We start from the raw sequence: 20,032 nt of genomic DNA on the forward strand, positions 1-20,032 counted from the left end.
GGTGCCCCGGCGCGTCCTGCACGCCGGGGTACCGGATGATGGGCCCGGAGCGGTGGGGCCGCCCCGCGCGGTGCGTCAGGCGGCCCGGTAGGCCGCCCGCAGCTTCGCCACCGCCCCGGTCAGGTCACCGGTCAGCAGCAGGTGGTCGGCGTCGGCGAACGGCTTGGACACCTTCTCCGTCAGCTTTCCGTTGATCTTCTGCTGGACCAGCAGCCGGGCCTGGCCGACGATGGCGCCGCCCACCTCGGTCCGGCCGAGACCGGTCCTCTGCGCCACCTGGGCGGCCAGCGCGAGCGCGGTGAGCGTCAGCTCGCCGCCCGCCGGTGGCTTCTTCAGGGTGGTGAGGCCCCAGCCGTAGGGGAACTGAGGGTCGTAGGCCGCGTCGCCGACGTTGATCGGCAGCTGGGACTCGGACTTCGGCCAGGTCACGGGGAGTTGTCCGGTGAAGGCCCGCTTCCCGTACAGCACATCGGCCACTCCGTCGCCCTCGGTGCCCGGCAGCCAGGAGGCCACCAGCGCGTCGATGTCGCCGAGCCGGTCGCCGATGAGCTGCGGGCGGCCCGAGACGATCAGGACCGCGCACTTCATCGCGGCACAGACCTTGTCGACCGCCGCCTTGTCTGCGGCGGACAGCTCCAGGTCGTGGCCGTTGCCGACATCACCGACGCCCTCCGCGTACGGCGTCTCGCCGACGACCACCACACCGACGTCGTAGCCGTCCGTGGCGGCCGAGGCGTCCTCGGAGTACGTGACCGAGGCCGCGTCCTTCTTCATGGCCGACAGGATCGTGGTGCCCGGCGTGATGTCGCCGGAGGAGCCCTGCCAGCTGACGGTCCAGCCGCCGGCCTGGTTACCGATGTCGTCGGCGTTGGAACCGGCGACGTACACCTTCTGCGAGGACTTCAGCGGCAGCACGCCGCCGTCGTTCTTCAGCAGCACCTGGGACTCGGCGGCGGCCCGGCGGGCCACGGCCCGGTGTTCGGCCGAGCCGACCTTGTCCACGTTGGCGGTGTCGGCGTACGGCTTCTCGAACAGGCCCAGCTGGAACTTCTGGGTCAGGATGCGGGAGACCGCGTCATCGATCCGGGCCTGCGGGATCCGGCCCGCGGTCACCTCGTCCTGAAGCGTTCGCGTGAAGTCCTTGTACGCCGTCGGCACCATGATCATGTCGAGTCCGGCGTTGACCGAGGTGCGCACGTCGCTCGCGTAGTCGCCGGGGATCTGGTCGATCGCCTGGTAGTCGCTGATGACGAAGCCGTCGAAGCCCATCCGGTCCTTGAGCACACCGTTGATCATCTCGGCGTCGGCGTGCATCTTCACCGGGCCCTTGTCGTCGCCGATGATGTCGAGCGAGGAGTACGACGGCATGACCGTGCCGATACCGCGCTTGACCGCTTCGCCGAACGGGGCGAGGTGGACGGCTTCCAGCTCCTGCCGGGTGACCGTGGTGACGCCCTGGTCGATGGGGTACGAGCCCGTGGTGGAGGAGCCGTACTCCGTACCGCCGTCGCCGACGAAGTGCTTGGCGGTGGCCAGCACCTTGTCGTTGCGCGCCAGGTCCTTGCCGGACGCCGCGCCCTGCATGCCCTGGATCACCGTCTCCAGCGACTCCACGAGCGCCGGGTCCTCACCGTAGGACTCGTAGGCGCGGCCCCAGCGGTCGTCGCGCGAGACGCAGAGGCAGGGCGCGAAGTCCCACGGGATGCCGGTGGCGCGCACCTCGCTCGCGGTGACGGCGCCCGTCTTCTCCGCGAGCTGCGGGTCACGGGTGGCACCGAGGCCGACGTTGTGCGGCATGATCGTCGAGCCGATCACGTTGTTGTGCCCGTGCACCGCGTCCACACCGTAGATCAGCGGGATCTGGAAGCGGGTCGCCCGGGCGCGGAGCTGGTAGGAGTCGACCATCTTCGCCCAGGCGGCGGCCGTGTTGGGCGTCGGGACCGAACCGCCGCCCGAGAGCAGCGAGCCGAGGTCGTAGGTGGCGATGTCGCCCTGTGAGGCGAGGGCGTTGCGCTCGGCCTGGGTCATCTGGCCGGCCTTCTCGGCGGGCGACATCCGGGAGAGCAGATCGGCGACCCGCTTCTTCACGGGCAGCTTGGCGTCCTGGTAGGGCAGCCCGTGGGCGTCGATGACGACCTGCGGGTTCTCCTTGGGCGGTTTGGCGCCGGTGACGGTGAGTTCGAGCGGAACCGTCTTCGCGGACGCGGCGCCGGTGACCTTCTTCGTCGTGACGGTGACGCGGTGAGTGGCGCCGGACGCGGTGCCCGCCGGGAAGGTGTACGTGCCGCTGACCGGGGTGTAGTCGGTTCCGGACCCGGCGCTGCCGCCCTTGGTCTCGTACCCGACGGTGACGGGCTCCTCCAGCGGGAGGGAGCCCGTGGTCGCGACGGAGAGATCGATGTCCGCGGTGCCGCCCTGCTTGACCGGGTGCACGGCCGCGTCGGTGACGACACTCGCCTTGAGCGCCGCGTCGGCCTTGCCGTACAGCTCCATGCCGTCCATGGCGAACGAGCCGGGGGCGCCGGTCGGCAGGGTGAGGGCCCAGCCCCACATCTCGTCGAGGCCCAGGACCTGGTCGATGCCGCCGACGGGCTGGTAGTCGCCGCGGTAGACGAAGTCCGCGAAGGGGATCTCGACCTGGTGCCAGCCCTCCCAGTCATCGGTGAAGGAGGTCGTCCACAGCTCGGAGGCCTCGCCGTCGGCGCCGCCGTCCTTGATCTCGAAGCTGATCTTCTTGCCCGAACCGGGCGGCAGGGGCGCGGTGTTCTGCCCGTACCACCAGAAGCGGATGCCCTTGTGGGCGGACCAGTCGTGGGCGGGCCGGTCGGCGGCGTAGTCGTGGCTGAGACCGCCGTAACCGCTGATGTCGTAGGTGCCTTCGAGGACCTTGGCGCCCTCCGGGGCGTCCGCGCGTTCCTTCAGTGCCAGGGACGGCGGGTCGTCCGCGTCGCCGCCCCAGGTGAAGATGCCCTCGGCGGGCTGGTTGGCGAAGGGGACCTCGCCCTCGAAACGGTCGATGGCCACGGGGGCGGGATCGTCGGCCGCCGCGGGGGCGGCCGAACTGGGGGCGGCCCCGGCGAGCAGACCGGCCAGGACCGTGGCGGCGGCCAGTGCGGCGGTCGCGGGTCTCGCCCGGTGACGGGTGCGTGGTGGCATGTGCGGCTCCTTGGATGACGGGGCTACGTTGCTGCGCGGACTGCGTTGCCGGGGCCGTTACTTCTTCTGTTCGACCCGTACCCAGTCGATCTCCGCCTTGATGCCGCCCTGTGCGACGCGGTCGACGCTGGACTGCGGAAGACCCCAGTAGGGCTCGGTGACCTGGTTCCACCCGGCGGGGTAGGCGCCGCCGAGTGCCAGGTTGAGGATCACGTACTGGTTGTGGTCGAAGACCCACTGGCCGCGGGTGGACTCCAGCTTCTGGCGGGAGGTCGTCTGCACGACCCGGTCGTCGACGGTGAACGTCATGCCCTCGGGCGTCCACTCGACGCCGTAGGTGTGCCAGTCGTCGGCGCGGCCGCCGTCGGCGTAGGTCTGCTGCGCGCCGATGTTGCCGTCGGCGGAGTAGCCGGGGCCGTGCAGCGCGGAGCTGGTCCAGTCGCCGTAGCCGATGTTCTCCATGATGTCCGTCTCGCCCGAGCCGGGCCAGGAGACGTCCGGGTCGTCGACGTTGCTGCCGAGCATCCAGAAGGCGGGCCAGTAGCCGTCACCGACCGGCAGCTTCATACGGGCGCTGACCTTGCCGTAGGTGAAGTCGAACTTGGTGTTGGTGTCGATGCGCCCGGAGGTGAAGTCGAAGGTGCCGTTGGGCGTCGGGGTGCAGCCCTTGCAGTACTTCGACTCCAGGACGAGCGAGCCGTTCTCGGTACGGATGTTGTCCGGCGAGTCGACGTAGGCCTGCGACTCGCCGTTGACGGGTCCCATCTCCGTGCCGGTGCGCACCACGCGCCACTTGGAGCGGTCGAGGTCCGAGCCGGTGAAGTCGTCGTAGAACGTGGTGCTGTACGCGCCGCCGGGGTCCTTCGGCAGGGCCGGGTAGGCGGCGTCCGCGCTGCCGCCGGTGCCCCAGACCTGGAACTCGTAGAGTGAGTAGCCGAATTGGGCGGTCGACGGGGCGGGGTTGTAGAAGGAGCGCCGTTCGACGCCGAGCATCCGGACGTAGCGGCCGGTCGCCGGGGTGGGCAGGGTCACGGTGTCGTGGAGTCCGGCGGCGTCGCCGGGTGCCTTCACGTCGGCGCGGCGGGCGGCGACCTCCCCATCGGATGGCTGGTAGACGGTCCGCCAGGTGCGGTTGTCGTCGGAGACCTGGATCCGGTAGTCGACGCCGTAGGCCGCCTCCCAGTACAGGTCGACGCTGTCGATCGTGGAGGTGGCTCCGAGGTCCACGCCGACCCAGCGGTTGGCGTTCCAGTCACTGGACCAGCGGGACTGGCCCCCCTTGAGGTCGGCCGGCCAGCCGCCGTCGGTGACGAAGGCGGGCGAACTGCCGGCGTCCTGGTAGAGGTCGCCGTAGGCGGGGTGGTTCAGCGCGAGGTTGGCGCGGGTGGTGGAGGCCGGTGCGGGCTCGCCCCCGTACACCTTGAGGGAGTACAGGGAGTAGCCGGAGCCGGTGGCGCGCTGGACGCCGCGCATCCGGACGTAGCGGCCGGTGACCTCCTGCGGGTAGGTGTGCGCGGTGACGCTGCCGCCGGTGCCGTCGTCCTCGGTGTAGAAGGGGGTCCAGTCGGTGCCGTTCCCGGACACCTCCAGGACGTACTTCCTGCCGTAGTCGGTCTCGTCCCAGTCCAGGGTGACCCGGCTGATCCGGATGGCGGATCCGAGGTCGACGCCGATCCAGGCGTCGTCGGCGGCGTTGCCGACCCAGGGGGTGGTGCCGTCGCCGTCGGCGGCGGCCCCCGGTCCGGTGGCGTTGCTCGCGCTGCCGGACGCGGTGACGGCGCCGGGGTCGGCGCTGTAGGCGGCGGCCGCCCGGTCGGTGTCCCAGGCCGCGGCCCGGGCGGCGGCCCGCGGGGCGGGCGCCGCGAACGCCATGGGGGCGGCGAGGGCGATCAGAGCGGCGGTGGTAACTGCCAGAGTCGTACGAGAGGGCACGGTGGGGCTCCCGTTCGTATCAATGGGGGCTGCGCGGCTGCGCGCGCGGGCACAGTCACGCGTTGCGGGTGAGGTGGATGGTGTCGCGGTACCACTTGGCGCTGTCCTTGAGCGTCCGCACCTGCGTGTCGTAGTCGACGCGGACGATGCCGAATCGCTTGTCGTAGCCGTAGGACCACTCGAAGTTGTCCATCAGCGACCAGGCGAAGTACCCCCGGACGTCGGCCCCCCGGTCGCGGGCGGCGGCGACGGCGGCGATGTGGTCGGCGAGATAGGTGGTGCGGTCGGCATCGTGGATCTCGCCGTCCGGGGAGACGGTGTCGTCGAAGGCGGCACCGTTCTCGGTGATGACCGTCGGGAGGCCGTAGTCCTTCTCCAGGCGGACGAGCAGGTCGGTGAGGGCGGTGGGGGTGATCTCCCAGTCCATCGCGGTGCGTGGCAGGTCGCGCTCGACGACGCGGGTGACGGGCAGCCCGTCGGCGTCGGCCGTCGCGCCCTCCTCCGTCACGCCGGAGAAGAGCGAACCGCGGTAGAAGTTGACGCCGAGGACGTCCAGCGGGGTGGCGATGGCCGCCAGGTCGCCGTCCCGGACGGGCAGTTCGACGCCCTGCGCGGCGAGGTCGGCGACGATGTCCTCGGGGTAGGAACCCTTGACGACCGGGTCCAGGTAGATCCGTGCGCCGAGCCCGTCGGCGCGGCGGCAGGCCTCGGCGTCCTCGTGGCTGCCGGTCTCCGGGGTGGCGGTGCCCAGGTTGAGGGTGATGCCGAGTTCGAGTTCGTTGCCGCGTGCGGCGGCCTGCTCCCGCATGTGACGGGAGGCGAGACCGTGGCCGAGCAGCAGGTGGTGGACGGCGTGGATGGCCTCGCCGAAGTTCTGCCGGCCGGGTGCCTGGTTGCCGTAGGCGTACCCGAGCATGGCCGAGCACCACGGCTCGTTCAGCGTGGTCCAGTGCTTCACCCGGTCACCGAACGCGTCGTAGGCGAGGGCGGCGTACTCGGCGAAGCGGAGGGCGGTGTCGCGGACCGGCCAGCCGCCCGCGTCCTCCAGCTCCTGCGGCAGGTCCCAGTGGTAGAGGGTGACCCACGGGGTGACGCCCTTGGCCTCCAGCTCGTCGAGGAGGCGCTTGTAGAAGTCCAGCCCCTTCGCGTTGGCGGGGCCCCGGCCACCGGGCTGGATGCGCGGCCAGGCCAGCGAGAAGCGGTACGTGTCGACGCCCAGGTCGGCGATCAGCGAGACGTCCTCGGGCATCCGGTGGTAGTGGTCACAGGCCACGTCACCGTTCTCGCCGCGGACGACCATGCCCGGCACCCTGCAGTACGTGTCCCAGATGGACGGCGTTCTGCCGTCCTCTGCCGCCGCTCCCTCGATCTGGTAGGCGGCTGTGGCGACGCCCCAGCGGAAGTCCGTGGGCAGACCGGGTACGGCCTGGGCGGCGATCTCGCGGGCGTATGCCTGGGGGGTGACGAGGTTCATGGTTCTCCTGTGATGTGCGTGGCGAAGAAGGGCCCCGTTGCCGGGCCCTCCGAGGCGCTACGACCGGGCGGCGGGAACGGTGGCTGCGGCGGCCGGGGCCTCCTGGTGGAGCCAGCAGGCGACCGAGCGGGAGCCGTCCCCGTCCGGTGCGGCGAGTACCGGGACGTGGCTGTCGCAGGCGTCGACCTTCTTGGCGCAGCGGGGGTGGAAGGCGCAGCCGGCGGGCATCGCGGACAGGTGCGGGGGCGAGCCCGGGATGCCGCTGAGCTCGCGGCGGGGGCCGTGCAGCGCGGGGAAGGAGTGCAGGAGTCCGTCGCTGTAGGGGTGGCGCGGGTCCCGGTAGATGTCGGAGGCCCCGGCCTCCTCGACGATCCGCCCGCCGTACATGATCGCGATCCGGTCGGAGAACTCGATCAGGAGGGAGATGTCGTGCGTGATGAAGACGACGGAGAAGCCCAGCTCCTCGCGGAGCTTGACGAGCTGGCGCAGGATCTGGCGCTGCATGACGACGTCCAGGGCCGTCGTGGGCTCGTCCATGATGACGATCTCGGGCTCCAGCGCGAGTGCCATGGCGATCATCACGCGCTGGCGCATCCCGCCGGAGAGCTGGTGCGGGTAGGCGCCGAGCCGGTCGGCGGAGATCCCGACCAGCTGGAGCAGTTCCTTGGCCCGTGCGGTCCGTTCGGCCTTGCGCATCTCCGGCCGGTGGGCCTGGAGTACGTCGGTGAGCTGGCTGTGGACCGTGTGGACCGGGTTGAGCGAGTTCATCGCGCCCTGGAAGACGATCGACAGCTCCTGCCAGCGGAAGGCCCGCAGTTCGGGGGCCGACAGCGTCAGCAGGTCGAGCGCCCGGCCGTCGCGCTGGTGGTAGCTGACCTGGCCGCCGGTGATCACGCCGGGCGGGGAGAGCAGCCGGGTGACGGCGTACGCCAGGGTGGACTTCCCCGAGCCCGACTCGCCCGCGAGGCCCAGGACTTCGCCCCGGTGCAGGGTGAGGTCGATGTCGCGCAGCGCGTGCACGGCGTCGTCGCCGGTCCCGTAGTCGACGTTGAGGCCGCTGATGGTGAGGACGGGCTCGCTCATGAGCGGGACTCCTTGTCGTGCGTACGGTTGCGCCTGCCCTGCGGTTCGGCGGCCGGGGCGGAGCGCGCGACGGGGGTGAAGCCGACCCGCATCCGGACCTTGCGCGAGCCGCCGGTCTCGGTGCGCAGTCGGGGGTTGACGAATTCGTCGATGCCGAAGTTGATGAGGGCCAGCGACATGCCGAGCAGGGCGATGCAGAGCCCGGCGGGGACGAACCACCACCACGCGCCCTGGGCCAGGGCCTGGTTGGACTGCGCCCAGAACAGGACGGTCCCCCAGTTCCAGTTGGAGATGTCGGCGACGCCGATGAAGGCGAGGGTGATCTCGGAGAGGATCGCGAAGATGACCGTGCCGACGAATCCGGAGGCGATGACTGCGGTGAGGTTCGGCATCACCTCGAAGAAGATGATCCGCCAGGTCGACTCGCCGGTGGCGCGGGCCGCCTCGACGTAGTCCCGGCGGCGCAGCGAGAGCGTCTGGGCGCGCAGCACCCGGGCTCCCCAGGCCCAGGAGGTCAGGGCGATGACGCCCGCGATCAGCAGGTCGCCGGTGTCGGAGACGAAGCTCGCGATGATGATGATCAGCGGCAGTCCGGGGATGACCAGGAAGACGTTGGAGAGCAGCGAGAGCACCTCGTCGGCGGTGCCGCCGAGGAAGCCGGCGCTGACGCCGATCAGCACGGACAGGATCGTGGCGATGATGCCCGCGATGAACCCGACGACGAGGACGCCGCGGGTGCCGACGAGGATCTGCGAGAGCACGTCCTGGCCGGTCTGGGTGGTGCCGAACCAGTGGGAGCCGGACGGCGGTTGGAGCAGCTGGTTGCTCATCGTGTCCGGGTCGTACGGGGCGATCCACGGGCCGATGACGGCGATCAGCACGAAGAAGAGCAGGATGCAGAGCCCGACGACGGTCTTGCGGCCGCGCAGGAACCGGAACCTGCGCTTGCTTGCGGCCGGGGTCTCGGTCGCGTCGAGTACGGCGACTTCCGTGGCGGTGACAGCCATGTCCTAGGCCTCCCTTCGGGTACGGGGGTCGAGGATCATGTAGAGGACGTCGGCGAGTAGGTTCGCCGCCAGCACCGAGAGCGTGATGATCAGGAAGACGCCCTGCATCAGGGGGTAGTCCTTGGCGCCCACGCCCTGGAAGAGCTGGTAGCCGATGCCCGGGTAGGAGAAGACCATCTCCACCAGCAGCGTGCCGCCGACGATGAAGCCGAGCGAGAGCGCGAAGCCGGAGATGTTGGGCAGGATCGCGTTGCGGGCCGCGTAGCCGAACATGACGCGGCGCTCGGAGAGCCCCTTGGCCTGGGCGACCATGACGTAGTCCTCGGAGGAGACCGTCACCATCATGTTGCGCATGCCGAGGATCCAGCCGGCCACCGCGCTGAGCACGATGGTGAGGCCGGGCAGCACGCCGTGGTAGAGCGCGCTGGAGATGAAGGGCCAGTCGAAGGCGGGCACGAGCGAGTTGTCGTAACCGCCGGCGGCCGGGAAGAGCGGCCACTTCACGGCGAACAGCGAGATGGCGATGAGGCCGAGCCAGAAGTACGGGATGGCGGAGATGAAGGTGGTGACAGGCAGCAGGCTGTCCATCCAGGAGCCGCGCCGCCAGCCGGTGAACACACCGATGCCGGTGCCGAGCACGAAGCTGATCAGCGTGGTGATGCCGACGAGCGCGAGCGTCCACGGCAGCGACTGCGCGATCACCTCGCTGACCGGCGTCGGGAAGAAGGTGAAGGACAGGCCGAGGTCGCCGTCGAGCAGATGGCCCCAGTAGTCGGTGTACTGCTGCCAGAGCGACTGGTGCTTGTCGAGGCCGAAGAGGGCCTTCAGCGAGGCGATGGCGCTGGTGTCCAGCTGACCCTGGAAGCGGGCGATGAGGGCCTGCACCGGGTCGCCGGGCATAAGCCGCGGGATGAGGAAGTTGATGGTGATCGCCGCCCATGCGGTGACCAGGTAGAAGGCGAGCCTCTGGAGCAGGTACTTCACTTCGCGGCCTCCTTCTCGTGGTCACCGGCGCGGTCGGCGCCGTCGGCGTACAGCCAGCAGGCCGCCCACTGGCCGTCGGCCAGGTCGAAGCGGGGCGGCAGTTCGGTGCGGCAGCGCTCCAGGGCCTTGGGGCAGCGCGGATGGAAGCGGCAGCCGGCCGGTGGCGCGATGAGCGAGGGTGGCTCGCCGCTGCCGGTCTCCTCCTGCTCCTCCTCGGCGACCACCCGGTCGGGGTCGGGGGCCGAGGCGATCAGCAGCTGGGTGTAGGGGTGGGCGGGGCGCTGGGTGACGGTCTCGCTGTCGCCGCCCTCCACGATCCGGCCCGCGTACATCACCAGCGTGGAGTCCGCGAAGTAGCGGGCGGAGGCGATGTCGTGGGTGATGTAGAGGATCGCGAGGTTCATGCGGTCCTTGAGGTCCTTGAGCAGGTTGAGCACCCCGAGCCGGATGGAGACGTCCAGCATCGAGACGGGCTCGTCGGCCAGCAGGACCTGGGGGTCGGCGCCGAGCGCGCGGGCGATGGCCACGCGCTGGCGCTGACCTCCCGACAGCTCGTGCGGGAACTTGTCCAGATACTGATGAGGAGGAGTCAGCTGGACGCGGTTCAGCAGAGCGGTCAGGTTCTGTTCCAGTTCCTCCTCGCCGCTGCCCGCCCGGCCGTGGATCTTCAGGGCACGGGTGAGGTGGTAGCGCACGGTGTGCACCGGGTTCAGCGAGGCGAACGGGTCCTGGAAGATGAGCTGGACCCGGCGTACGTAACTGCGGAAGGACCGGCCACGTCCGGCCTTCACCGGCTGTCCGCCCAGGTGGATCTCGCCCTTGGTGAGCGGATACAGCTGGGCGAGCAGTCTGGCGACGGTGGACTTTCCGGAGCCCGACTCCCCCACCAGTGCCGTGACGGTGCCGCGCCGCAGTTTCAGCGAGACGTCGTCGACGGCATGGACGGTGCGGCGCTTGCCCGCGACGAGGTCGCGGCCGGTGCGCCGTACGGCGAAGTGCTTGGTGACTCCGCGTGCTTCGAGCACGACGTGGTTCTTTTCGAGCTGTTCAGACATGGCCGGTACCTGGATCCCTGGGTGTGAGGCCGACGGCCTTACTTCGACGGCTTGAGCTTCAGCACGACTTCCAGCGCCGAGCGCTGGGTGTGCTGCGGGTCGGCGTACGGGTCGGCCTCGGTGGGCCAGCCCACCCAGTTCTTGGTGGAGTACTCGGCCCCGATGGGCGCGGCGGCGGTGGGAACCATCGGCGCCTCCTCGACCATGATCTTCTGCAGGGCGTTCATCGCGGTGATGCGCGTGGTGTCGCTCGTGGCGTTGGCGAAGTCCTTGAGCGCATCGGTCGCCTCGGTGCTCTTGAAGCGGCCGAAGTTGCCCTGCTGGGAGGGCTTGCCGATGGGCTGGAGCAGAGCGCCGTCCATGATGTTCTGGTACATGTCGTACGGGGTGGCGCCGCTGTTGGTCCAGTGCAGGGTGGCGTCGAAGTTGCCGTTGGCCACGTCGGCGGTCCAGGCATCGGCCGTCTGCGTCTTGACCTTGGCCTCGATGCCGATCTTCTTGATGTTGTCCTTGATGATCGCGAGGCCGGTGATGTAGTCGTTCCAGCCGGCCGGGTCGGTGAAGGTCAGCTTCACCGGCTTGCCGCTCGGGTCCTTCAGCACACCGCCGCTGAGCGTGAAGCCGCCCTTTTCGAGCACCTTCTTGGCGCCCTCGACATCGGGCTTCGTGGTGGCGTTCTTGTAATCGGGGGCGATGAAGGACTTGCCGGCGGGCAGCGGGATGCCGGTCGGGTTGGTGATCTCCGGGTAGAGGGTCGCCTCGGCCTGGGTGTAGATGGCGTTGCGGTCGACGACCATCGCGATGGCCTTGCGCAGCGCCGGGTTGTCGAACGGCTTGCGGGCGGTGTTGAACCACAGGCCGTGGATGCCGAGCCCGGACGGGAACCACAGCTTGTAGTTCTTGGGGTCCTTGGCGACGTACAGCTGCTTGTAGTTCGGCATGAAGACGAACGACCACTCCAGCTTGCCGCTGGCCAGTGCGGTGGTGGCGGCGCTGTTGTCGTTGTAGGTGCTGTAGCGCAGCTCCTTGACCTGCGTCTTGCCCTTCCAGTAGGTGGGCGTCGCGGTCAGGGTGGTGGTCTGCGGGGTGAACGTCTTCAGCTTGTACGGGCCCGAGCCGACGGGCGTGCGGTTGGGCCAGGTCTCCGGGTTCTTGACGCCTTCCCAGATGTGCTTGGGCACGATGTACTGCTGGATGATCTTGTTCTGGTTGACGTACTGCGAGTCGTCGAAGGTCAGGACGACCTTTTTCCCCTGCACCTCGACCCCGCCCCACGCGATGCCGTCGGCGTTGAGCGCCGGGTGCTTCTTCAGCAGGTTGAAGGTGAACGCGACGTCTTCGGCGGTCAGCGGCTTGCCGTCGGCCCACTTGGCCCGGGCGTCGAGCGTGAAGGTGACCTTGGTGAAGTTGAGGTCCCACTTCCAGTCCGTCGCCAGCCACGGGTCGGCCTTCGCGGAGGGCCGGATCTGGCTCGTCATCGCCAGCGGCTCGTAGATCATCCAGCGGTAGCCGAGGGTGGCACCCGCCGAGGTGTTCAGGAACGGGTTGCTGTTGTTCGTCTGCGGCCCGTCCGGCTTGCCGATGGTCAGGACGCCCGAAGCGCCGCTGCCGCTCTTGTTGTTGTTCGAGTTGGCTGACGAGCATCCGGCGGCGAGCGCGACCACCGCGGTGGCGAGCGCGACCGCTCTGAGCGTGTGGTGACGGCGTGCGGACATGGCGACTCCAGGAGGGACTGGCGGGTCTGGGAGATCCGGGAACGGGCAGCGCTCGGCGCGCCGGGTACGGGCGGTGCGGGTGCGCGCAGCCGGCTGCTGCACGGAGTACGGGGAGCGGTGGGCCTGGCCGGCCCGGCCGCTAGGGCGCCGAGTGGCGCACGACCAGTTCGGTGGGCAGTACGAGTGGTGCGTCGGGCACGGCCGTGCCGCCGAGGTGGGAGAGCAGCATCCGTGCGGCCGTCTCACCCATCTGCCGGGTGGGCTGGCGCACGGTGGTCAGCGGGGGTTCGGTGTGCTCGGCCATCGGGATGTCGTCGAAGCCGACCACCGCGATGTCGCCCGGGACGGTCCGTCCCGCGGCGCGCAGCGCCCGCAGCACGCCTGCCGCGGTGATGTCGTTGTGCGCGAAGACCGAGTCGAACTCCGTGCCGGCGGCGAGGAGTCTCTCCACGGCCAGCCGGCCGCAGATCTCGGTGAAGTCCCCGCGGACGACGAGATCGGTGGGCAGGACGGAGACGAATCCCGCGAGCCGGTCGCGTACACAGCCGAAGTCCTGGGGGCCCGTGATGACCAGTGGCCTGGTGCGGCCGGCAGCCCGCAGATGGCGGGCGGCCGACGCGCCTCCTTCGTGGTTGGTGGTCACGACGGAGGGGAACTCGGGGTGGTGGCCGCGATCGTCGATCAGCACGATCGGCAGGCCGGCGTGGTGCAGTGCGGTGAGGTGGTCGAGGGTGTTCTCGGGTTCGACCACGACCAGTCCGTCGAAGGCCCGCGCCGACACCTGGCTGGTGAAGCGCTCCACGGACTCGGCCCCGCGGTTGCAGGTGAAGAGCAGCAGGCCGTAGTCGGCCGCCTCTACGGTGTCGACGACGCCCTGAAGCACCTCGCCCATCCACGGCCAGGTCAGCGAGGGCACCAGCATGCCGACCGTGCGGCTGCTGCCGCGGGCCAGACCGACGGCGCCCGAACTGGGCACATAACCGAGCTGCGCAATCACTTCACGAACACGGGCGGCCGTCGAACCGTCCACTTCGCCCTTGGTGTTGATGACCCGGGACACGGTCGTCTTGCTGACGCCGGCCTCGCGGGCGACATCAGCGATGGTGACACGCATCGGGGGCCTCCAGGACACAACAGGACAGAGCGTGCGGCCGGTCATGGAACCGGTACCGCAACCGGTTCCGGAACCGGTACCGGCGTTGGTGGCGTGAGTTAACCCCGCTGGAACAGAGCCGTCAATACTTCACACCGAGATTGGTCCGTACCCATTCCGCGAGCAGCGAGGCGGGCCGATTCGTTCAAGTCCTGAACACGGACACCCTTGACGTGAGCACGTAAGAGCAGTTCACTCACGGCTCGTTCGACGGCAAGTCCCCACGCTCTCGCCGAGGAAGGTTCCAGCCATGATCCGAACAGGAAGAGCCGTACAGGTGCTGCTCGCCGCAGCGCTCGCCACCGCCGGTCTCACCGGGCTCTCGTCCCCCACCGCGCACGCCGCGGGCGAGAGCGTCGACATCACCCTGACCACCACCGACGACTCCGGCGGCAGGCATGTCACCCGCGGTCTTGAGGCCCAGACCCCGGTCACCTTCGGGTCGGGCAACGGCGGCGACGGTACGAACATCACGGTCGACGAGGACACCCGGTACCAGACCTTCACCGGCGGCGGCGCCTCGTTCACCGACACGGCCGCGTACCTGATGAAGAGCAGCGGGGCACTGAGCCGGGCGACCCTGGACGCCACGATGAAGAAGCTGTTCTCCCCCACGGACGGCATCGGGCTCTCGTTCGTACGCAACCCGATGGGCGGCTCGGACCTCGCCAGGACCGGTTACACGTACGACGACATCCCCGCCGGCGAGACCGACCCGACGCTGGAGAAATTTTCGATCGCACACGATCTGGAAGACGTGCTCCCGCTCACCAAGCAGGCCAGGGAGCTGAATCCGGCACTGACGACGGTGGCGTCCCCGTGGACCGCCCCTGCGTGGATGAAGGACAGCGGGGAGCTGAACGGCGGCTGGCTGAAGGCGGAGGACTACGGCACCTACGCCGACTACTTCGTGAAGTACCTTCAGGCCTACCGGGACCAGGGCGTTCCGGTCGACTACGTCACCGCGCAGAACGAGCCGACCTGCTGTTCCGGCTACCCCTCGATGAGCTGGAACGGCTCGGGGCTCGCCTACTTCACCAAGAGCGAGCTGCTCCCCAAGCTCCAGTCGGCAGGCCTTTCCACCAAGGTGCTGGCGCACGACTGGAACTGGGACACCTACGACGAGTACGCCGCGGCGACCGTGGACGACGCGGAGGTGCGCGACCACCCCAACTTCGGCGGGATCGCCTGGCACGGGTACGGCGGTGACGTGTCCGAACAGACGGCGGTGCACGACCGGTACCCGTCGGTGGACGCCTTCCAGACCGAGCACTCGGGCGGCACCTGGATCGCCGACCAGCAGCGCGAGGACATGCTGAACATCATCGACTACACCCGCAACTGGGCGAAGTCGGTGACCAAATGGTCCCTGGCCGTGGACCAGGACCGCGGCCCGCACAACGGCGGCTGCGGCACCTGCGACGGGCTGATCACCGTCCACGACGGGGACGGCAGCAGCGGACAGGTCGACTACAACATCGAGTACTACACGATGGGCCACCTGACCAAGTTCGTCCGCCCGGGAGCCTCCCGCATCGCCTCAACGGCCAGCTCCGCCGTGCCCAACGTCGCCTGGCGCAACCCGGACGGCTCGAAGGCGCTGATCGCGTACAACGGTGACGAATCGGCCCAGCAGATCACCGTCAACTGGGGCGACAGCAAGTTCACTTACTCGCTGCCCGGTCGCACATCGGCGACCTTCACCTGGTAGGTCCGGCTGTACATCTGCAACGCGGTCTCCGCCGCCGGGACAACGGGTACGTCCCGGCGGCCGAGACCGCGCCCGCCCTACTCCGTCGGCTCGATGCCGGCCCGCAGCAGTCCGAAGGTGTACGCGTCCTCCAGGGCCTGCCAGGACGCCGCGATGATGTTCTCGGCGACGCCCACGGTCGACCAGTCGGCGCTGCCGTCGCCGGTGGTGATCAGCACCCGGGTGGTGGAGTCCGTACCGGTACGGCCCTCCAGGATGCGGACCTTGTAGTCCACCAGCTCCAGCTTGGCGAGCTGCGGGTAGATCCGTTCCAGGGCGACCCGCAGCGCCCGGTCCAGGGCGTTGACCGGGCCGTTGCCCTCGGCGGTGGCGACGATGCGCTCACCCTTGGCCCAGAGCTTCACCGTCGCCTCGTTGGCGTGCGTGCCGTCGGGGCGGTCCTCGACGATGGCGCGCCAGGACTCGGTGCGGAAGTAGCGGCGTACCCGGCCCTCGGCCTCGGCGCGCAGCAGCAGCTCGAAGGAGGCGTCGGCCGCCTCGTAGGTGTAGCCCTTGAGTTCGCGCTCCTTGACCCGCTCGACGACGCGGCCGACGAGCTCGCGGTCGCCCCCGAGGTCGATGCCGAGCTCCTGGCTCTTGAGCTCGATGGAGGCGCGTCCTGCCATGTCGGAGACGAGCATCCGCATGGAGTTGCCGACCAGCGCGGGATCGATGTGCTGGTACAGGTCGGGGTCGACCTTGATCGCCGAGGCGTGCAGCCCGGCCTTGTGCGCGAAGGCGGAGACACCTACGTAGGGCTGGTGGGTGGAGGGGGTGAGGTTGACGACCTCGGCGATGGCGTGCGAGACCCGGGTCATGTCGGCGAGCGCGCCCTCGGGCAGCACGGTCTTGCCGTACTTGAGCTCCAGCGCGGCGACGACGGGGAAGAGGTTGGCGTTGCCGACCCGCTCGCCGTAGCCGTTGGCGGTGCACTGCACGTGGGTGGCGCCGGCGTCCACGGCGGCCAGGGTGTTGGCGACGGCGCAGCCGGTGTCGTCCTGGGCGTGGATGCCGAGGCGGGCGCCGGTGTCGGCGAGGACAGTGGAGACGACGGCCTGCACCTGGGCGGGGAGCATCCCACCGTTGGTGTCGCAGAGGATGACGACGTCGGCGCCGGCCTCGGACGCGGTGCGGACGACGGCCTTGGCGTACTCGGCGTTGGCGCGGTATCCGTCGAAGAAGTGCTCGCAGTCGACGAAGACGCGGCGGCCCTGCTCGCACAGGAAGGAGACGGTGTCGCGGACCATCTCCAGGTTCTCCTCCAGCGTGGTGCGCAGGGCGAGTTCCACATGGCGGTCGTGGGACTTGGCGACCAGCGTGATCACCGGAGCGCCCGATTCCAGCAGCGCCTTGACCTGCGGGTCCTCGGCCGCGTTGCCGCCGGCCCTGCGGGTCGCGCCGAAGGCCACCAATTCGGCGTTCCGGAACTCGATCTCCTGCTGTGCGCGCGCGAAGAACTCGGTGTCCCGGGGGTTGGCGCCCGGCCAGCCGCCTTCGATGAAGCCGACGCCGAAGTTGTCCAGGTGCCGGGCGATGGTGAGCTTGTCGGCGACCGTCAGGTTGATGCCTTCACGCTGTGCACCGTCGCGCAGCGTGGTGTCGAAGACATGGAAGCTGTCGTCGGTGGGCTTGGCCTTGGTGGTCATGCTGGTCTGACTCCTGTCGGATGAGTGGATCCGGACGTTCAGGCTCCACTTGCCCCCATCATCCCGCGCGCCTCGCCCCCGGCCGAGGTGAGGGCCGGAAAACAAAAAACCCCTCGCGGGTGCGAGAGGTCTGCGCGCGGGTCTGGGGCACGATGGCCGCGCCGTACGTGGTGGTACGGGACGGTCACTGCGGACCGGCGCGCCTGCTGCCAATAATCATGACGAACGAGGACACGGGAGCAGTCTGGCACAGTACCGCCCCCGTGCCGTCCCCCGTCTCAGGATGCGGGCGTGACGCTCGTCGCCCCGGCCTGCCTCGGCCGGCCCTTCGGCTGCCCGGCCACGACGCGGTTCAGGTCGATGTCGCGGGTCTCGCGCATGGTCAGGTAGACGATCAACGAGACCGCAGCGCAGCCCGCCACGTACCAGTAGAAGCCTGATTCGGCTCCGGCGTTCTTGAACCAGAGCGCCACGTACTCGGCGGTGCCGCCGAAGAGCGCGTTGGCGACGGCGTACGAGAGGCCCACGCCCAGGGCGCGGATGCCGGTCGGGAAGAGCTCGGCCTTCACGCAGGCGTTGATGGAGGTGTAGCCGGTGACCACGACCAGGGCCAGCAGCGCCAGGCCGAGCGCGGGCCAGAAGGTGTCGGCGTGCTTGAGCATCGTCATGATCGGCACGGTCAGGAAGGTGGAGCCGACGGCGAAGGTGATCAGCAGCGGGCGGCGGCCGATCCGGTCCGACAGCATCCCGGCCAGCGGCTGGATGCACATGAAGACGAACAGGGCGCAGAAGCTGACGAGCGAGGCGGTGGACTTGTCCATGCCGGCGCTCTTGGAGAGGAACTTGGTGAGGTACGTCGTGTACGTGTAGTACGCGACGGTCCCGCCCATGGTCAGCGCCATCACCAGGAACGCCTCGCGCCGGTGCTGCCACAGCACCTTCAGCGTGCCGCGGTCCTGCTGTCCGGCGGCGCCGGAATCGGCGTACACCTCCGTCTCCAGCATCGAGCGGCGCAGGTAGAAGACGATGGCGGCGCCGAGCGCACCGACCACGAACGGGATGCGCCAGCCCCAACTGTGCAGCGCCGCTTCGGACATGTTGCGCTGGAGGACGATCTGGAGGCCCAGGCCCACGAGTTGGCCGGCGGTCATGGAGACGTACTGGAAGCTGGAGGCGAAGCCGCGCTTCTCGGGTGCGGACGCCTCGGTGAGGTAGGTGGCGCTGGCGGCGTACTCACCGCCGACCGAGAGCCCCTGGAGCAGCCGGGCCAGCATCAGCACGGCGACACCGCCGTACCCGGCCACGTCGTAGGTGGGTGCGACGGCGATCAGGATCGCTGAGGCCGACATGAGGGTGACGGTCAGGGTGAGCGCGGCCTTCCGGCCCTTGCGGTCGCCGATCCGGCCGAGCAGCCACCCGCCGACCGGCCTCATGAAGAAGCCGACGGCGAAGATGCCCATCGTGTTCATGAGGTTGGCGGTCTCGTTGCCCTCGGGGAAGAACGAGTCCGCGAAGTAGACCGCGAAGGTCGCGTACACGAACCAGTCGAACCACTCGACCATGTTGCCGGCCGAGCCGACCCAGATCTTCTTCCACTGCTCTCGTCCCATGGTTGGTCACCGTGCCCCAACGGCCGGAGAACTAACAAGGATGCAGAGGACAACGATCGGGCGTACTTGCGTGCGTTGCGTTCACAGCGGCGGTGGTTCCGCGGGAACGCCGCGGTGGGCCCCGCGGCGACCGGGACCGCCGCGTCGCCGGCCGGGAGAGGGCCGGCGACGCGGAGAGGCCCCTGAGACCTGTCCCGTCATCCCCGGCGGGCGACGCCGGCTACGGCGCCTCGCACTGATCCACCAGGGATTACGGGACAGCCCTCAGCCGATGGGGTGCATCCAGCCGTGGGTGTCCTCGGCGGTGCCGCGCTGGATGTCCAGCAGGCGCTCACGCAGCTTGAGGGTGACCGGGCCGGGGGTGCCGTCGCCCTGGGTCCACTCGCCGCTCGCGCTCTTCACGATGCCGACGGGGGTGATGACGGCGGCGGTGCCGCAGGCGAACACCTCGGTGAGCTCGCCGGACGCGGAGTCGTCGCGCCACTGGCCGATCGAGACGCGGCTCTCCTCGGCCTCGTAACCGAGGTCCTGCGCGAGCCTGAGCAGCGAGTCACGGGTGATGCCCGCGAGCAGGGAACCGGTGAGCGTGGGGGTGACGATCCTGTCCCCGTACACGAAGTACAGGTTCATCCCGCCGAGCTCCTCGACCCACTTGTGCTCGACGGCGTCGAGGTAGGCGACCTGGTCGCAGCCCTTCGCGGCGGCCTCTGCCTGGGCGAGCAGGGACGCGGCGTAGTTGCCGCCCGTCTTGGCGTCGCCCATGCCGCCGGGCACGGCGCGCACCCGGTCCTCGGAGAGCCAGATGGAGACCGGCTTCACACCGCCGGGGAAGTACGCGCCGGCCGGCGAGGCGATCACCAGGAAGAGGTACTCGTTGGCCGGTCGCACACCGAGGCCCACCTCGGTCGCGATCATGAACGGGCGCAGGTAGAGCGACTCCTCGCCACCGTGCTCCGGAACCCAGGCCCGGTCCTGCTGGACGAGGGCGTCGCAGGCCTCGACGAACGTCTCGACGGGCAGCTCCGGCATGGCGAGACGGCGCGCGGAGGACCGGAAGCGCTCCGCGTTGGCCTCGGGACGGAAGGTGGCGACGGAGCCGTCGGGCCGGCGGTATGCCTTGAGGCCCTCGAAGATCTCCTGGCCGTAGTGGAGCGTCATGTTGGCCGGGTCGATCGACAGCGGCGCGTACGGGACGAGCTGGGCGTCGTGCCAGCCGCGGCCTTCGGTCCACTTGATCGTCACCATGTGATCGGTGAAGTAGCGGCCGAATCCGGGCTTGACCAGGATCGCCTCGCGCTCCGCGTCGGACAGCGGGTTCGAGGAGGGCTTGAGCTCGATCGTGGGCGTCGTCATGAGTACGTGTCCTTCACCGTTTTGTGTGTGTAGGACCGCGCCCACGCCCACTTCCGCCGGACAAGTCGTAGGACGTCCGAGCTTCATGGCGAGCCACGGCCCCGTTCGATTATC

At 69.4% G+C, this 20,032-nt stretch carries 12 protein-coding genes and 1 pseudogene; 1 reads left to right on the forward strand and 12 read right to left on the reverse strand.

The genetic code is table 11. The features are described from left to right. Window positions 1-75: 75 nt before the first annotated feature. The 9 genes from ACFVJX_RS09490 to ACFVJX_RS09530 all read right to left on the reverse strand — a co-directional run bounded on the left by ACFVJX_RS09490 (window position 76) and on the right by ACFVJX_RS09530 (window position 13,520). Complete coding sequence (locus tag ACFVJX_RS09490; protein ID WP_384133103.1) at window positions 76-3,156, reverse strand: glycoside hydrolase family 3 N-terminal domain-containing protein; 3,081 nt, start codon at window positions 3,154-3,156, stop codon at window positions 76-78. Window positions 3,157-3,213: 57 nt separating this feature from the next. Then, the gene (locus tag ACFVJX_RS09495; RefSeq protein ID WP_384133106.1) at window positions 3,214-5,088 is read right to left on the reverse strand and encodes a discoidin domain-containing protein; all 1,875 of its coding nucleotides are present in this window, start codon (window positions 5,086-5,088) and stop codon (window positions 3,214-3,216) included. A 55-nt stretch (window positions 5,089-5,143) separates the two neighbouring features. Beyond that, window positions 5,144-6,562 (reverse strand): GH1 family beta-glucosidase, encoded by a 1,419-nt coding sequence (locus tag ACFVJX_RS09500; protein WP_384133108.1) that lies wholly within the window; start codon window positions 6,560-6,562, stop codon window positions 5,144-5,146. A gap of 57 nt (window positions 6,563-6,619) precedes the next feature. Continuing rightward, window positions 6,620-7,645, reverse strand: coding sequence for an ABC transporter ATP-binding protein (locus ACFVJX_RS09505; protein WP_384133110.1), 1,026 nt, complete (start codon window positions 7,643-7,645; stop codon window positions 6,620-6,622). Further along, on the reverse strand, window positions 7,642-8,652 hold the full coding sequence (locus ACFVJX_RS09510; protein WP_384133113.1) for an ABC transporter permease: 1,011 nt from the start codon (window positions 8,650-8,652) through the stop codon (window positions 7,642-7,644). Before ACFVJX_RS09510 ends, ACFVJX_RS09505 begins: the two co-directional genes overlap by 4 nt. A 3-nt stretch (window positions 8,653-8,655) precedes the next feature. Beyond that, window positions 8,656-9,636, reverse strand: coding sequence for an ABC transporter permease (locus tag ACFVJX_RS09515; protein WP_384133116.1), 981 nt, complete (start codon window positions 9,634-9,636; stop codon window positions 8,656-8,658). Further along, the gene (locus tag ACFVJX_RS09520) at window positions 9,633-10,691 is read right to left on the reverse strand and encodes an ABC transporter ATP-binding protein (RefSeq protein ID WP_384133119.1); all 1,059 of its coding nucleotides are present in this window, start codon (window positions 10,689-10,691) and stop codon (window positions 9,633-9,635) included. Before ACFVJX_RS09520 ends, ACFVJX_RS09515 begins: the two co-directional genes overlap by 4 nt. 38 nt (window positions 10,692-10,729) lie before the next feature. Further along, on the reverse strand, window positions 10,730-12,406 hold the full coding sequence (locus ACFVJX_RS09525) for an ABC transporter substrate-binding protein (RefSeq protein WP_384133122.1): 1,677 nt from the start codon (window positions 12,404-12,406) through the stop codon (window positions 10,730-10,732). Between the two features lie 139 nt (window positions 12,407-12,545). Continuing rightward, the gene (locus tag ACFVJX_RS09530; RefSeq protein WP_384133129.1) at window positions 12,546-13,520 is read right to left on the reverse strand and encodes a LacI family DNA-binding transcriptional regulator; all 975 of its coding nucleotides are present in this window, start codon (window positions 13,518-13,520) and stop codon (window positions 12,546-12,548) included. A 289-nt stretch (window positions 13,521-13,809) separates the two neighbouring features. On the opposite strand from ACFVJX_RS09530, the pseudogene ACFVJX_RS09535 reads away from it, so the two are divergent. Continuing rightward, window positions 13,810-15,267, forward strand: a pseudogene (locus ACFVJX_RS09535) (glycoside hydrolase family 30 beta sandwich domain-containing protein); the annotation flags it as partial. An 80-nt stretch (window positions 15,268-15,347) separates the two neighbouring features. Here ACFVJX_RS09535 and cimA read toward each other — a convergent pair. From cimA to ACFVJX_RS09550, 3 genes are all read right to left on the reverse strand, one after another. Next, entirely contained in the window at window positions 15,348-16,955 is a 1,608-nt protein-coding gene (gene cimA / locus ACFVJX_RS09540) for a citramalate synthase (protein ID WP_384133132.1), read from the reverse strand. A gap of 278 nt (window positions 16,956-17,233) precedes the next feature. Continuing rightward, window positions 17,234-18,565 (reverse strand): MFS transporter, encoded by a 1,332-nt coding sequence (locus tag ACFVJX_RS09545; RefSeq protein ID WP_384133135.1) that lies wholly within the window; start codon window positions 18,563-18,565, stop codon window positions 17,234-17,236. Between the two features lie 264 nt (window positions 18,566-18,829). Then, window positions 18,830-19,918: a branched-chain amino acid aminotransferase gene (locus tag ACFVJX_RS09550; protein ID WP_384133138.1), complete on the reverse strand. Its 1,089-nt coding sequence runs from the start codon at window positions 19,916-19,918 to the stop codon at window positions 18,830-18,832. Between the last annotated feature and the right edge of the window lie 114 nt (window positions 19,919-20,032).

The organism is Streptomyces sp. NPDC127177, assembly GCF_042672475.1.
GTDB lineage: Bacteria > Actinomycetota > Actinomycetes > Streptomycetales > Streptomycetaceae > Streptomyces.